This is a genomic window from Klebsiella sp. M041, from assembly GCF_059759695.1.
The window spans coordinates 290437-303919 of the sequence record NZ_JCAXWU010000003.1 but is presented as its reverse complement, the minus strand read 5'-3'; the positions used below and the strand labels follow the sequence as shown (position 1 = coordinate 303919).

Genomic DNA, 13483 nt, shown 5'->3' with positions numbered 1-13483 from the left:
TGGAGAAAACTATGCAACGGCAACGCGGCTTCACGTTACTGGAAATTATGGTGGTGATCGTCATTCTCGGCATCCTCGCCAGCCTGGTGGTACCTAACCTGATGGGCAACAAGGAGAAAGCGGACCGCCAGAAGGTGGTCAGCGATCTGGTGGCACTCGAGGGGGCGCTGGACATGTATAAGCTGGACAACAGCCGCTACCCGAATACCGAACAGGGACTGCAGGCGCTGGTGACCGCCCCGGCCGCCGAGCCGCATGCCCGCAACTACCCGGAAGGGGGCTATATCCGCCGCCTGCCGCAGGACCCGTGGGGAAATGAGTATCAGCTGTTAAGCCCCGGTCAGCATGGCGCCATCGACGTCTTCAGCGTCGGCCCGGACGGGATGCCCGACACCAATGACGACATCGGCAACTGGACCCTCGGGAAGAAATAGTGTCTCAGCGCGGTTTCACCCTCCTGGAAATGATGCTGGTCCTGCTGCTGATCGGCGTCAGCGCCAGCATGGTGCTGCTGGCGTTTCCCTCCGCCCGTACCCAGGAGGCCACGCAGATCCTGGCGCGCTTTCAGGCGCAGCTGGACTTTGTCCGCGAGCGCGGGCAGCAAACCGGCCAGCTCTTCGGGATCGTCATCCACCCTGACCGCTGGCAGTTTATGCGCCTGCAGCCTGCAGACGAAGGCGCCCCGGCGGCGGCTGACGACCGCTGGGGCAACGCGCAGTGGCTGCCGCTGCAGGCCGGGCGCGCCACCACGGCGGAAACCCTCCCGCAGGCCAGGCTGACGCTGCGCTTTCCCGACGGCCAGGCGTGGACGCCGGGCGAGCAGCCCGACGTGATCATCTTCCCCGGCGGCGAAGTCACGCCGTTTCAGCTGCGGATTGACGCCGCGACGGGCATCAACATCGACGCCCAGGGCGACAGTCAGCCGCTGGCGGCGCGGGAGCAGCCATGAAACGCGAGAGCGGAATGACGCTTATCGAAGTGATGGTCGCGCTGGTGATTTTCGCCCTCGCCGGCCTGGCGGTGATGCAGTCCACCCTGCAACAGACGCGCCAGCTTGGGCGTATGGAAGAGAAAATCCTCGCCAGCTGGCTGGCGGATAATCAGCTGGTGCAGCTGCGGCTGGAGAAACGCTGGCCCGCCCTCAGCTGGTCCGAAACCACCGTGGAGGCCGCCGGGACGCGCTGGTTCGTCCGCTGGCAGGGGGTGGAAACCGCGCTGCCGCAGCTGCGGGCGCTGGACGTGGAGGTCCGGCGGCAAAAAAGCGATCCCGCGCCGCTGGCGACGCTGCGCACCTGGGTGACGTCGCCATGATAACGAAAATGCGCGGTTTCACCCTGATTGAAACGCTGCTGGCGCTGGCTATCCTCGCCGTCCTCAGCGCCGCCGCCGTGATGGTGCTGCAGAACGTCATCCGCGCCGATGGCCTGACCCGTGAGAAGAGCCAGCAGATCGCCGCCCTCCAGCGCGCCTTTCGCCAGATCGCCGATGATGTCACGCACATCATTCCCCGTCGCGCCAGAAACAGCGACACGCTTTTCTTCGCCGGACGTTTCCAGTTGCAGAGCGACGACTGGGGGCTGGCCTTCAGCCGCAGCGGCTGGCCGAATCCGCTGGGGATCCTCCCGCGCTCGGAGATCCAGAACGTCAGCTACCGCCTGCGCCAGCAGCAGCTTGAACGGCTCAGCTTCGATCAACAGGATCCGCTGACCGGCAGCCAGCCGACGGTCCGGGTGCTGCTGCGCGAGGTGACGGCGTTTCGCCTGCGGTTTTATGCCGACGGGCGCTGGCAGGAGACCTGGGACCGCTCGCAGTCGCTGCCGCAGGGGCTGGAGATCACCCTGACGCTGGCGAACAGCGGGGAGATAACCCGCCTGTTTTTACTCACCCCGGGAGGCGGCCAGTGAAAAATCGGCAACGCGGCGTCGCGCTCCTGATGGTGCTGTTCATCCTCGCCCTGATGATGATCCTCGCCAGCGCCATGACCGAACGCACCTCGGTCATGTATCAACACACCGCCGTGACCCTCGATAATCTGCAGGCCAGATGGTACGCCCTGGCGGCGGAAAACATGGCCGCCGCGCTACTGCAACGCGACGCGCTGGACTCGCCCAGTCAAACGAACCTGGCGCAAACCTGGGCGCAGGAGGGGCGCCGCTTTACCCTCGACGATGGCGAAATCCTCGCCACGATCCGCGACGGGCACGCCTGCTTTAATCTCAATGCCATCAACCATCGCGCGGATGAGACCAGCGGCGGTACGCCCTACCCGACCGACGTCTTCGCCCGGCTGCTGGCGCTGCTCGGCGAGTCGCCGCTGCGCGCCAGCCAGATAGCCGCCGCCCTCGGCGACTGGACGGACAGCGACGGCCAGCCGCGGCTGAACGGCGCGGAAGACGAGGTCTATATGGCGCAAACCCCGGGCTATCTCGCCGCCAACCAGCCGATGCAGGATGTCAGCGAGCTGCGCCTGCTGGCCGGAATGGACGCCGCGCTCTATCAGCGCCTGCTCCCCTTCGTCTGCGTCCAGCCGGATGATGCGCTGCAGGTCAATGTCAACACCCTGCGCCCCTCCCAGGCCGCCCTGCTGGCGGCCCTCTTTCCCGGCGATCTGACGCTGCAGGAGGCGCAACAGCTGCTGTACAACCGCCCGCGAACCGGGTGGAGCAGCGTCGCCGCCTTTCTCGCGCAGCCGACGCTGCAGAAAACCGATACCACGCTCGCCCGTCCCTGGCTGACGGTGCACAGCACACGCTTTATCGCCGCCTTCACCGTGGTGACCGGCAACCTTCGCTTTCAGCTGCACAGCGTCCTGCAACAGGAGGGGCGCGCCTTTACCGTCGTCCAGCGGCGATACGGACTTTCTATGGTGGTTGATGAATAAGTTTAACGCTTCCCCCCAGGCCATGCTGATCGTGCGCTTCGCCCCCGGGCAGGCGCCGCTGCACTGGCAACTCTTCGCCCCCGGCGAGCCGCACCACGAAGCCAGCGGCCGGTGGCCGGCTGACGACGCCAGCCCTTTCCCGACGCTGGCGGCGCATTACCCGGCCTGGGTGCTGATCCCGGCCAGCGACTGCGCGTTTCACACCCTCACCCTGCCGGCGGGCCTGCGTAAACCGCCGCTGCAGGTGGCCCCCTTCCTGCTGGAAGAGCAGCTGGCCGACGAGGTGGAAGCCACCCATTTTGCCCTGCTCCACCGCCAGCAGGCCCAGTGCGAGATCGTCGCCGTGCAGCGGCAAAAAATGCGCGACTGGCTGGCGCGCTGCGAGTCGCTCTCGCTACGGCCCCTGGCGTTGACGCCCGATGTGCTGGCCCTGCCCTGGCAACCGCCGGCGTGGAGCGCGGTGCAGGCGGACGACCAGTGGCTGATCCGCCACCAGCCATGGGCCGGCATGGCGGCGGAAAGCCCCTGGCTGGCGGAGCTGCTGCAGGGCGAGGCGGAAGAGCACGTCATCGACAGCTATTCGCCTCCCCCCGCGGCGCCGGGAGAGTGGCGCGCGCAGCCTGCGCAGACGCTGCTCTCCCTTGCCGCAAGTCATCCGGCGGCGCAGAAGCTCAGTCTGCTGCAGGGGGAGTTCGCCGTCCGCCGTCGGCGGCCTGATCAGACGAGCTGGCGTCCGGCGCGGTATGCCGCGTTGGCCCTGGCGCTGCTGGCGGCGGTGAACAGCGTGCTGGATCATCGCGATCTGGCGCGCCAGGCCGAGGCCGCCCGACAGGCCGGCCGGGCCTACTATCATCGCTGGTTTCCAACGGAGAAAAAGGTGATTAACCCGCGACTGCAGATGCAGCAGCATCTGCAAAGCCTTGCCCGTCAGGCGCAGCATGCCCCCCTCGTCGACCGCCTCAGCGCGTTGCAAAACATCATCAGCGAAACGCCGGGGATCCGCCTGCGGGCGCTGAGTTGGGATGCCGCAGGCAATCGTCTGCAGCTGGATATCGCCGCGGCCTCTTCCCGGGCGCTGGAGCAGTTTACCCAGCGAGCGCAGCCGCGGTTTCACGTCCGGCCAGGCGACATGACCACCAGGCCGGATGGCATTGAAGGACAACTGACGCTGGAGGAAAACGATGGCTAATCTGCTCATCTGGTGGCGGCAGCGCACGCTGTCGGAGCAGCGCCTGCTGCTCGGCCTGGCGGGATTGCTGACAGCCTGCGCCCTCTGGTACGGGCTGTGGCAGCCCTGGCGGGCCCGCGAGGCGCAGTGGCGGCAAACCCTGGTGAAAGAGCAGGCCAGCCTGCGCTGGATGACGCAGCAGGGTCCGCGCCTGCAGCAGCTCAGCCAGCAGCCCGCGCCGGCGGCAAAAGAGGCGCTCACCGCGCTGGTGATGCGCGAGGCGGCGAGCCACGGGCTGGAAGTCGTTCGTCTGCAGCCGCAGGGGAAACGTCTGCAGGTCACCCTTCAGCCCTGCGCCTTCCAGGCGCTAATGGACTGGCTGGACGCCCCGGCGATGCGCGGCGTCAACGCGATCTCGCTGTCCGTAACCGGGCAGCCGTCGCGGCCGGGCTGGGTCACGGTCAACCATCTGCTGCTGGAGCGCGACGATGAAAGCTAACGGGCTCGCAGGTGGGCTACTGCTGGCGCTCTATCTGCTGTGGTTGACCGCCACCGCCCCGGCGCGTCTGTTAGTCCCGATGCTGCCGCCCGAGGTACAGGTGGCCAACCTTAGCGGCAGCATCTGGCGCGGCGCGGCGCAGTCGGTCTCCTGGCGCGGCGTGCGGCTTGAGCGGCTGACGTGGTCGCTCACCCTGGCTGGCTGGCAGGTCGCGCTCAGCGATCCCCGCGGCGTGGAGGGCCAGGCCCGGCTGTGGGGCATCCGCGATCTGCGTCTGCAGGAGGGGCGGCTCACCGCCCCCGCCAGCCTGCTTGGACGCTGGCTAACGCCGACTATGCCCGTCAGCGCCGAGGGAGAGGTCACTTTCAGCCTGGCCGAAGCGCACTTCAGCGAGGGGCGCTGCCGGCAAATCACCGCCGGACGCGCGCAGTGGCGTCAGGCCCGGCTGCACTCTCCGGTCGGTAGCCTGGAGCTGGCCCAGGTCAGTGGCGCCTTAAGCTGTACGGCGAACGGCGCCGTGGCGCTGGCCATCCGCCAGGATTCTCATCAGTTGAGCCTCAGCGGCCAGGGAACCCTGTCGCCCGATGGCCGCTATCTGTTTCGCGGTACGCTACAGCCCCGTCAGGGGATGCCGCCCCTGCTGGCGCTGCTGGTCACCCGCCCGATGGCGAAAAACGCCCCGGGCCCGACGCCGTGGCAGCTGCAGGGAAAATGGTGATTAAAGGAGCAAAAATGACGACATTAGCCGCTTTATCGCTGCATTTTCCCCTTGTCTGGTATGGTTTCCTGCTGCTGTTCGGCCTGGCGCTGGGCAGCTTTTACAACGTGGTGATCTACCGTCTGCCGCGCATGCTGACCCAAACCGCGGACGACGAGCCGATAACCCTCAGCACGCCGGGCTCATCCTGCCCGCAGTGTCGCCAGCCGATAGCCTGGCGGGACAATATCCCGCTGCTCAGCTTCCTCTGGCTAGGCCGTCGCGCCCGCTGCTGTCAGGCGCGCATCTCGTGGAGCTATCCGCTGACCGAGCTGGCCACCGGCCTGCTGTTTATCCTCGCCGGGGCGCTGCTCGCGCCGGGCCTGGCGCTGGCGGGCGGCCTGGTGCTGCTCTCCTTCCTGCTGATACTGGCGCGGATTGACGCCCAGACCCAGCTGCTGCCCGATCGCCTGACCCTGCCCCTGCTGTGGGCCGGACTGCTGTTTAATCTTAACGAGGTGTACATTGCGCTGCCGGACGCGGTCGCCGGGGCGATGGCCGGTTATCTGGCGCTGTGGTCGGTCTACTGGCTGTTCCGCCTGCTGACCGGCAAAGAGGCCCTGGGCTATGGCGATTTTAAGCTGCTGGCGGCGCTGGGCGCCTGGTGCGGCTGGCAGGCTCTGCCGCAGGTGCTGTTGCTCGCCTCGGCCAGCGGGCTGGCGTGGACCCTGCTGCAGCGCCTGTGGACCCGGCAGTCGCTGCAGCAGCCGCTGGCCTTCGGCCCCTGGCTGGCGCTGGCGGGAGGGGGCGTTTTTCTCTGGCAGCAGATGGTCTAGCGTGAGTGGTTCGCCTGGCCGGGCAGAATGCCGCCCGGCGCCTGGGGCTACGAATATTTTTTGCTGCGCCGGGTCGGGGCGGCGTTGGCCGGATCGTCCGGCCAGACGTGTTTCGGATAACGTCCCTTCATCTCTTTTTGCACCTCGCGGTAGCTTCCCTGCCAAAAGGCGCTGAGATCGCGAGTGATCTGCAGAGGACGCTGGGCGGGCGACAGCAGCTCAAGCACCAGCGGCACCCGCCCCTCGGCGATAACCGGCGTCGTGGCCTCGCCGAACATCTCCTGCATACGCACCGCCAGCGCCGGCGGGTTCTCCGCATGGTATCGGATCGCCAGACGGCTGCCGGTCGGCACGGTATAGTGCGTCGGCAGCTCGCGATCCAGCTTCTGGCGCAGCGGCCACGGCAACCAGTCCTGTAGCGCCTGACGCAGATCCAACGCCTTCAGCGCCCGCAGCGAGTGAACGCCGTTCATCTGCGGCAGCAGCCATGCCTCCAGCGAGGCCAGCAGCGAAGCGTCATCCACCGCGGGCCATGCCTCTTCCGGCAGCCACTGCGCCGCACACTGCAGCCGCAGTCGCAGCTGCTCGGCCTCTGGCGTCCAGTTGAGCACCGCAAGGCCTTTCTCACGAATACCGTTGAGCATCGCCTGATGCAGCTCCGCTTCAGAAGGCTTCGCCAGCGGCTGGGTCTTGATCACCAATTGGCCCGTCACGGTCCGCCGCCAGGCTTTCAGCGTCCCCTGCGCTTCATCCCACTCCACCGTGTCGGAACGCTGCGCCAGCTCGGGACGGGCGGCGATCAGCTCGCCGATATCCACCGGCAGAGCCAGCAGCATGCGGGCATCCGGCGAGGCGCTGTCCTGCAGCAGCAGCGGAGCGATCAGCCACTCATGGCGGCCCAGCGCGTCGTCGGCGTCAAGCATCGCGCCCATGCCGTTCGCCAGCTGATAGCGCCCCTCCTGACCGCGGCGACGGGCGATGCGGTCGGCGAAGGCCGACGCCAGTAGCGCGGCCATTCGTCCGGCGTCGGGCTGGCCGCTGCGGCAGGCCAGACGCTTCATCAGCTGCTGCGCCCGCTGCTGCCAGTTGGCCTGCTGACGGGAAAAGACGGCGGCCAAATCCACCAGCCCGCCGCGCGGCGGCTCCTCGAGGATCGCCGCCAGCCTGGCCGCCGTCGCCACTTCGTCATCGGTCTGCGCAGCGGCCAGCATCGCCGCCAGCCGGGGCTCGTTGCCGAGGGTCGCCATTTTGCGGCCAAACGCCGACAGCCGCTCGCCGTCCAGCGCCGAGAGCGCCTCCAGCAGGCGGCGCGCGGCGGCCAGGTTCACCGCCGGCGGCTGATCCAGCCAGGCCAGCGCGGCCGGATCGTGGCACCCCCACTGCAGCAGCTCCAGCAACAGCGCCGACAGATCGCTGTGCAGGATCTCCGGTTCGCTCTGCGCCGCCGCTCGTTCGGCCTGTTCTTTGCCAAGCAAATGCAGGCAGATCCCCGGGGAGAGACGACCGGCGCGTCCGGCGCGCTGCGTCATCGATGCCTGGCTGATGCGCTGCGTCACCAGCCGGGTCAGGCCGGTGCGCGGGTCAAAGCGGGCAATACGCTCCTGGGCGCTGTCGACCACCAGGCGGATGCCCTCGATGGTCAAACTGGTCTCGGCAATGTTGGTGGCCAGCACCACTTTGCGCTTCCCGGCCGGCGCCGGGAGGATCGCGTTGCGCTGCTCGCTCAGGGGCAGCGCGCCATACAGCGGACAGAGGATGACATCCTCCGCCACGCGCTCCGTCAACTGGTCGAGAACGCGCTGGATCTCGCCGACGCCGGGCAGAAACAGCAGCATCGACCCCTGTTCATGCCGCAGGAGCTCCGCCGCCGCTACCGCCACCGCCTCATCAAAACGCTGGTGCGCGGAGAGCGGGCTGAAGCGACGCTCCACCGGATAAGCGCGCCCCTCCGAGACCACCACCGGCGCCTCCGGCAGCAGACGCTGCAGGCGCTCGTTATCGAGGGTCGCCGACATAATCAGCAGTTTGAGATCGTCACGTAACCCCTGCTGGACATCAAGCAGCAGGGCCAGCGCCAGATCCGCCTGCAGGCTGCGCTCGTGAAACTCATCGAGGATCACCAGCCCCACGCCCGTCAGCTCGGGATCGCGCTGGATCATGCGCGTCAGGATCCCCTCCGTGACCACCTCCAGGCGGGTCTGCGGTCCGACGCAGGTTTCGGCGCGCATGCGGTAACCCACGGTCTCCCCCGGCTTTTCGCCGAGCAGTTCAGCCAGCCGCTGCGCGACATTGCGCGCCGCCAGACGCCTCGGCTCCAGCAGGAGAATGCGTCCCGTGATGTTGCCCTCGGCAAGGATCTGTAGCGGCAGCCAGGTCGACTTCCCGGCGCCGGTCGGCGCGTTGAGCAAAACCTGCGGCGCATGCTGCAGGGCGGATAACAGTTCTGGGAGGACGGCGGCAACCGGCAATGAGGACACAAAAGGCTCCGGGGGTTAACATTCAGGGGCTCGCATTGTAGCATCCCCCTAATTCATTACCGAGTCTCTATCATGTCTGAGCCGAAAAGGCTGTTTTTTGCGATTGAACTGCCGCCTGCCATCCGCAAACAGATTGTCCAGTGGCGGGCAACGCACTTCCCGGAGGATGCCGGCAGGCCCGTCGCGGCGGATAACCTTCACCTCACGCTGGCGTTTCTCGGCGAGGTGAGCGCGGAAAAACAGCGGGCGCTGACCGCCCTCGCCGGCCGCCTCCAGCCGCCGGGCTTTACCCTGACGCTGGACGATGCCGGACAGTGGCTGCGCTCGCGGGTGGTCTGGCTCGGGACCCGTCAGCCGCCGCGCGGCCTGCTGCAGCTCGCCAGCATGCTGCGCGCTCAGGCGGCGCGCAGCGGCTGCTATCAGAGTCCGCAGCCGTTTCATCCGCATATTACCCTGTGGCGCGACGCCCGCCAGGCGGTGCCGATCCCGCCGCCCGGCTTTCGCTGGACGTTTCCGGTGAACGAGTTCGTGCTCTATGAATCCAGCTTTAGCCGGGGGCGCACGCGCTACACGGCGCTGGAACATTATCCGTTTGATAAGGAAAGTTGATGCAGTTTGATCCGCCGTTGCAGCCCGCCATTTTGCTTAAACGTTACAAACGATTTCTTGCCGACGTGGTGACCCCCGATGGCCGCGAGCTGACGCTCCACTGCCCGAATACCGGGGCGATGACCGGCTGCGCCGCCCCGGGCGACACCGTCTGGTATTCCACCTCTGATAATGTGAAGCGCAAATATGCCCACACCTGGGAATTAACTGAAACGCAGCAGGGCGCCGTTATTTGCGTCAATACGCTGCGCGCGAATACGCTGGCGAAAGAGGCGATTTCCGCCGGAATAATCCCTGAACTTTCAGGCTATAACCAGCTGAAAAGCGAAGTGAAATATGGCGCAGAGAATAGCCGTATCGATATTATGTTACAGGCAGATGATCGCCAAAACTGCTATATTGAAGTGAAATCGGTTACGTTGGCGGAGAAAGAATACGGTTATTTTCCCGATGCGGTGACCACACGCGGTCAGAAGCACCTGCGGGAGCTGATGGCCGTCGCGGCAAATGGCGACCGCGCGGTGATTTTATTTGCCGTCCTGCATTCGGCAATTGACCGTTTCTCTCCCGCGCATCATATTGATGCCAGATACGCACAGCTGTTAACAGAAGCCCGCGACAAGGGGGTGGAAATTCTCGCCTGGAAAGCGGAACTTTCTACGACGAGGATGACTCTGAATAAGCCGATCGCCGTGGTGTTAAACCCCGGTAAATAAGTGGCTAAATAGTGTTCGGGTCGCAAGCGCGAATACGCTTTTCTTCACAGGGTTGTCAAGTGTAACGTTTAGATAATTGCTATCCGGAAAAGCATCTGCTATTTATAGCGGCCTGATTTTCCCCCACATGGGGATCGATAGTGCGTGTTAAGGAGAAGCAACATGCAAGAAGGGCAAAACCGTAAAACATCGTCCCTGAGTATTCTCGCCATCGCTGGGGTGGAGCCGTACCAAGAGAAACCGGGCGAAGAGTATATGAACGAAGCCCAGCTGGCGCACTTCAAGCGTATTCTTGAAGCATGGCGTAATCAACTCAGGGATGAAGTGGATCGCACCGTATCGCACATGCAGGATGAAGCTGCTAACTTCCCGGACCCGGTAGACCGTGCCGCCCAGGAAGAAGAGTTCAGCCTGGAGCTGCGTAACCGCGACCGCGAACGTAAACTGATCAAAAAGATCGAGAAAACGCTGAAAAAAGTTGAAGACGAAGACTTCGGCTACTGCGAATCCTGCGGCGTGGAGATCGGCATTCGCCGTCTGGAAGCGCGTCCGACAGCGGATCTGTGCATTGACTGCAAAACCCTGGCGGAAATTCGCGAAAAACAGATGGCGGGCTAATCCCCTGCTGCCTCACTCTCTGGCGGGAGTCTCTCCCGCCTGGTTCTGTTGTCCGTATCATGACTGACTCACGCTATATAGGGCGCTTTGCTCCCTCCCCCTCCGGCGAACTCCACTTCGGCTCTCTGATCGCCGCGCTCGGCAGCTACCTGCAAGCCCGCGCGAACCAGGGTATCTGGCGCGTTCGTATTGAAGATATCGACCCGCCGCGCGAAGTCCCCGGGGCCGCCGACACCATCCTGCGCCAGCTCGACCACTACGGTCTGCACTGGGACGGCGAAGTGCTCTGGCAGTCGCAACGGCACGAAGCCTACCGCGAGGCGCTGGCCTGGCTGGGTGAGCAAGGGCTGAGCTATTACTGCACCTGCACCCGCGCGCGGATCCACGCCGTAGGCGGGATCTACGATGGTCACTGCCGCGACCTTGGCCTGGGGGCGGAAAACGCCGCGCTGCGTCTGCGCCAGACCCGTCCGGTTCTGCAGTTCACCGACCGCCTGCGCGGCACGCTGGTCGCCAACGAGCCGCTGGCGCGTGAAGACTTTATTATCCACCGTCGCGACGGGCTGTTTGCCTACAACCTGGCGGTGGTGGTCGATGATCACTTTCAGGGGATCACCGAGATCGTCCGCGGCGCCGATCTGATTGAGCCGACGGTGCGGCAGATTTCGCTGTATCAGCATTTTGGCTGGCAGGCGCCGGACTACCTCCATCTGCCGCTGGCCCTCAATGCCGACGGCAATAAGCTCTCTAAACAAAACCACGCGCCGGCGCTGCCGGAAGGCGATCCGCGCCCCGAAATCGTCCGCGCGCTCCGCTTTCTGAATCAGGAGATCGCCGGGGAGTGGCAGGCCCTGAGCGTCGCTGATTTACTCGCCCAGGCCGTCGCCAACTGGCAGCCCGCGAAAATCGAGCATTCTCAAATGGCTCCCGCTGAGCTATGATTAGCCGCTATTTTTACACTGTACAGTTGATCTGAAGTCCGTCTGACACTACGAGGTGCACCATTTTTACCCGAGTCGCTAATTTTTGCCGTAAGGTGCTAAGCCGTGAGGAGCGCGAGGCAGAAGCCGCCGTCGAACCAACGCCTATGACGGTGATCCCGCGTGAGCAGCATGCTATTTCCCGCAAAGATATCAGTGAAAACGCCCTCAAGGTCATGTACCGCCTCAACAAGGCGGGCTACGAGTCCTGGCTGGTCGGCGGCGGCGTCCGCGACCTGCTGCTTGGCAAAAAGCCAAAAGATTTTGACGTCACGACCAACGCCACGCCGGATCAGGTGCGTAAGCTGTTCCGCAACTGCCGTCTGGTCGGGCGCCGTTTCCGCCTCGCGCACGTGATGTTCGGGCCGGAAATCATTGAGGTCGCTACCTTCCGTGGCCATCACGAAGGACATACTACCGATCGCGTCACCTCCCAGCGGGGCCAGAACGGCATGCTGCTGCGCGATAACATCTTCGGCTCGATCGAAGAGGACGCCCAGCGTCGCGACTTCACTATAAACAGCCTCTATTACAGCGTGGCGGACTTTACCGTGCGCGACTACGTCGGCGGCATGAAGGATCTGCAGGACGGCGTGATCCGCCTGATCGGCAATCCGGAAACCCGCTATCGCGAGGATCCGGTACGCATGCTGCGCGCGGTGCGCTTCGCCGCCAAGCTGGATATGACCATCAGCCCGGAAACGGCCGAACCGCTGCCGCGGCTGGCCGCCCTGCTCCACGACGTGCCGCCGGCGCGCCTGTTCGAAGAAGTGCTCAAGCTGCTGCAGGCCGGGCATGGCTATCAGACCTACCTGCTGCTGCGGGAATACAACCTGTTCCAGCCGCTGTTCCCGACCATCACCCGCTACTTTACCGAGCGCGGCGATAGCCCGATGGAGCGGATCATCAACCAGGTGCTGAAGAACACCGACACCCGCATTCATAACGACATGCGCGTCAATCCGGCCTTCCTCTTCTCGGTGATGTTCTGGTATCCGCTGCTGGAAACTGCGCAAAAAATCGCTCAGGAGAGCGGCCTGGCATACTATGACGCCTTCGCGCTGGCGATGAACGACGTACTGGACGAAGCCTGCCGTACGCTGGCGATCCCTAAGCGCATCACCACCCTGATCCGCGATATCTGGCAGTTGCAGCTGCGCATGTCCCGTCGCCAGGGCAAACGCGCCTGGAAGCTGATGGAGCATCCGAAATTCCGCGCCGCCTACGATCTGCTGGAGCTACGCGCCGGCGCTGAAAACAACGGCGAACTGCAGCGTCTGACCAAATGGTGGGGCGAATTCCAGGTCGCCGCGCCGCCAGCGCAAAAAGATATGCTCAACGACCTCGGGGACGATCCGGCGCCGCGCCGTCGCCACCGCCGTCCGCGCAAGCGCGCGCCGCGCCAGGGTAACGCATGACCCTGGTCTATATCGCCCTCGGCAGTAACCTCGCTTCGCCACTGGCGCAGGTGCAGGCGGCTATCCGCGCCCTGGGCGAAATACCTTACAGCCGCGTGGTGAACGTCTCTTCGTTCTACCGCACGCCGCCGCTGGGCCCGCAGGATCAGCCGGATTATCTCAACGCCGCCGTCGCGCTGGAAACCACGCTGGCCCCCGAGGCGCTGCTCGATCACACCCAGCGCATTGAGCTGCAGCAGGGTCGGGTGCGCAAAGCCGAACGCTGGGGGCCGCGCACCCTCGATCTCGATATCATGCTGTTTGGCGATGCGGTCATTAACAGCGAGCGTCTGACCGTTCCGCACTACGATATGAAAAACCGCGGCTTTATGCTCTGGCCGCTGTTCGAGATCGCCCCGGACCTCCGCTTTCCTGACGGCCCTGCGCTGCGTACCGTACTGGATGATCTCGGCGCGACAAAACCCGCTATCTGGTAATTCCCTCTCCTTTTTTAGCATTTACGGCGATCGTCGTAATCGGTTGCCCAAAATCATTGCCCCTCTAAATGCTGCTGTTAGAATGCCGGTTAATATGACTTTCATCAT

The 13483-nt window shown here is 64.7% G+C and carries 16 protein-coding genes; 15 read left to right on the top strand and 1 reads right to left on the bottom strand.

Features of this window, described 5'->3' with window-relative positions; genetic code table 11:
• Positions 1 to 11 precede the first annotated feature (11 nt).
• Genes gspG through AC6CWS_RS05255 form a run of 9 tightly spaced genes read left to right on the top strand, consistent with a single transcriptional unit; the run spans position 12 to position 6081 of the window.
• Positions 12 to 434: a type II secretion system major pseudopilin GspG gene (gspG, locus tag AC6CWS_RS05295; protein WP_002889054.1), complete on the top strand. Its 423-nt coding sequence runs from the start codon at positions 12 to 14 to the stop codon at positions 432 to 434.
• A complete protein-coding gene (gspH, locus tag AC6CWS_RS05290; RefSeq protein WP_065882744.1) occupies positions 434 to 949 on the top strand; it encodes a type II secretion system minor pseudopilin GspH in 516 nt (171 codons plus the stop codon). The genes gspG and gspH overlap by 1 nt, the downstream gene beginning before the upstream one ends.
• The gene (gspI, locus tag AC6CWS_RS05285; RefSeq protein ID WP_032452553.1) at positions 946 to 1311 is read left to right on the top strand and encodes a type II secretion system minor pseudopilin GspI; all 366 of its coding nucleotides are present in this window, start codon (positions 946 to 948) and stop codon (positions 1309 to 1311) included. The genes gspH and gspI overlap by 4 nt, the downstream gene beginning before the upstream one ends.
• On the top strand, positions 1308 to 1904 hold the full coding sequence (gene gspJ / locus AC6CWS_RS05280; RefSeq protein WP_023292022.1) for a type II secretion system minor pseudopilin GspJ: 597 nt from the start codon (positions 1308 to 1310) through the stop codon (positions 1902 to 1904). The genes gspI and gspJ overlap by 4 nt, the downstream gene beginning before the upstream one ends.
• Positions 1901 to 2881, top strand: coding sequence for a type II secretion system minor pseudopilin GspK (gspK, locus tag AC6CWS_RS05275; protein ID WP_077269661.1), 981 nt, complete (start codon positions 1901 to 1903; stop codon positions 2879 to 2881). Before gspJ ends, gspK begins: the two co-directional genes overlap by 4 nt.
• The gene (gspL, locus tag AC6CWS_RS05270) at positions 2874 to 4070 is read left to right on the top strand and encodes a type II secretion system protein GspL (protein ID WP_065882745.1); all 1197 of its coding nucleotides are present in this window, start codon (positions 2874 to 2876) and stop codon (positions 4068 to 4070) included. The genes gspK and gspL overlap by 8 nt, the downstream gene beginning before the upstream one ends.
• Positions 4063 to 4548, top strand: coding sequence for a type II secretion system protein M (locus AC6CWS_RS05265; RefSeq protein ID WP_080901681.1), 486 nt, complete (start codon positions 4063 to 4065; stop codon positions 4546 to 4548). Before gspL ends, AC6CWS_RS05265 begins: the two co-directional genes overlap by 8 nt.
• Positions 4538 to 5266, top strand: a complete 729-nt coding sequence (locus AC6CWS_RS05260) for a type II secretion system protein N (protein WP_049014316.1) — start codon at positions 4538 to 4540, stop codon at positions 5264 to 5266. Before AC6CWS_RS05265 ends, AC6CWS_RS05260 begins: the two co-directional genes overlap by 11 nt.
• A 14-nt stretch (positions 5267 to 5280) precedes the next feature.
• On the top strand, positions 5281 to 6081 hold the full coding sequence (locus AC6CWS_RS05255) for a prepilin peptidase (RefSeq protein ID WP_065882747.1): 801 nt from the start codon (positions 5281 to 5283) through the stop codon (positions 6079 to 6081).
• A 47-nt stretch (positions 6082 to 6128) separates the two neighbouring features.
• On the opposite strand, the gene hrpB is transcribed toward AC6CWS_RS05255, so the two are convergent.
• A complete protein-coding gene (hrpB, locus tag AC6CWS_RS05250; protein ID WP_065882748.1) occupies positions 6129 to 8558 on the bottom strand; it encodes an ATP-dependent helicase HrpB in 2430 nt (809 codons plus the stop codon).
• A 72-nt stretch (positions 8559 to 8630) separates the two neighbouring features.
• Here hrpB and thpR point away from each other — a divergent pair, with 72 nt between their 5' ends.
• From thpR to folK, 6 genes are all read left to right on the top strand, one after another.
• Positions 8631 to 9167: an RNA 2',3'-cyclic phosphodiesterase gene (thpR, locus tag AC6CWS_RS05245; RefSeq protein WP_023292015.1), complete on the top strand. Its 537-nt coding sequence runs from the start codon at positions 8631 to 8633 to the stop codon at positions 9165 to 9167.
• On the top strand, positions 9167 to 9883 hold the full coding sequence (gene sfsA / locus AC6CWS_RS05240; RefSeq protein WP_023292014.1) for a DNA/RNA nuclease SfsA: 717 nt from the start codon (positions 9167 to 9169) through the stop codon (positions 9881 to 9883). Before thpR ends, sfsA begins: the two co-directional genes overlap by 1 nt.
• A 162-nt stretch (positions 9884 to 10045) precedes the next feature.
• A complete protein-coding gene (gene dksA / locus AC6CWS_RS05235; protein WP_002888845.1) occupies positions 10046 to 10501 on the top strand; it encodes an RNA polymerase-binding protein DksA in 456 nt (151 codons plus the stop codon).
• Positions 10502 to 10560: 59 nt separating this feature from the next.
• Positions 10561 to 11442, top strand: coding sequence for a tRNA glutamyl-Q(34) synthetase GluQRS (gene gluQRS, locus AC6CWS_RS05230; protein WP_048296709.1), 882 nt, complete (start codon positions 10561 to 10563; stop codon positions 11440 to 11442).
• A gap of 62 nt (positions 11443 to 11504) precedes the next feature.
• Positions 11505 to 12899, top strand: coding sequence for a polynucleotide adenylyltransferase PcnB (gene pcnB, locus AC6CWS_RS05225; protein ID WP_071787251.1), 1395 nt, complete (start codon positions 11505 to 11507; stop codon positions 12897 to 12899).
• Positions 12896 to 13375, top strand: a complete 480-nt coding sequence (folK, locus tag AC6CWS_RS05220; protein WP_048296707.1) for a 2-amino-4-hydroxy-6-hydroxymethyldihydropteridine diphosphokinase — start codon at positions 12896 to 12898, stop codon at positions 13373 to 13375. Before pcnB ends, folK begins: the two co-directional genes overlap by 4 nt.
• The last annotated feature ends 108 nt before the right edge of the window (positions 13376 to 13483 follow it).

Excerpts from the sequence above, each read along its gene's own strand:
- gspG (WP_002889054.1), top strand. The coding sequence starts at position 12 with ATGCAACGGCAACGCGGCTTCACGTTACTGGAAATTATGGTGGTGATC.
- gspI (WP_032452553.1), top strand. The coding sequence starts at position 946 with ATGAAACGCGAGAGCGGAATGACGCTTATCGAAGTGATGGTCGCGCTG.
- gspJ (WP_023292022.1), top strand. The coding sequence starts at position 1,308 with ATGATAACGAAAATGCGCGGTTTCACCCTGATTGAAACGCTGCTGGCG.
- gspL (WP_065882745.1), top strand. The coding sequence starts at position 2,874 with ATGAATAAGTTTAACGCTTCCCCCCAGGCCATGCTGATCGTGCGCTTC.
- AC6CWS_RS05265 (WP_080901681.1), top strand. The coding sequence starts at position 4,063 with ATGGCTAATCTGCTCATCTGGTGGCGGCAGCGCACGCTGTCGGAGCAG.
- AC6CWS_RS05260 (WP_049014316.1), top strand. The coding sequence starts at position 4,538 with ATGAAAGCTAACGGGCTCGCAGGTGGGCTACTGCTGGCGCTCTATCTG.
- AC6CWS_RS05255 (WP_065882747.1), top strand. The coding sequence starts at position 5,281 with ATGACGACATTAGCCGCTTTATCGCTGCATTTTCCCCTTGTCTGGTAT.
- thpR (WP_023292015.1), top strand. The coding sequence starts at position 8,631 with ATGTCTGAGCCGAAAAGGCTGTTTTTTGCGATTGAACTGCCGCCTGCC.
- sfsA (WP_023292014.1), top strand. The coding sequence starts at position 9,167 with ATGCAGTTTGATCCGCCGTTGCAGCCCGCCATTTTGCTTAAACGTTAC.
- dksA (WP_002888845.1), top strand. The coding sequence starts at position 10,046 with ATGCAAGAAGGGCAAAACCGTAAAACATCGTCCCTGAGTATTCTCGCC.
- gluQRS (WP_048296709.1), top strand. The coding sequence starts at position 10,561 with ATGACTGACTCACGCTATATAGGGCGCTTTGCTCCCTCCCCCTCCGGC.
- folK (WP_048296707.1), top strand. The coding sequence starts at position 12,896 with ATGACCCTGGTCTATATCGCCCTCGGCAGTAACCTCGCTTCGCCACTG.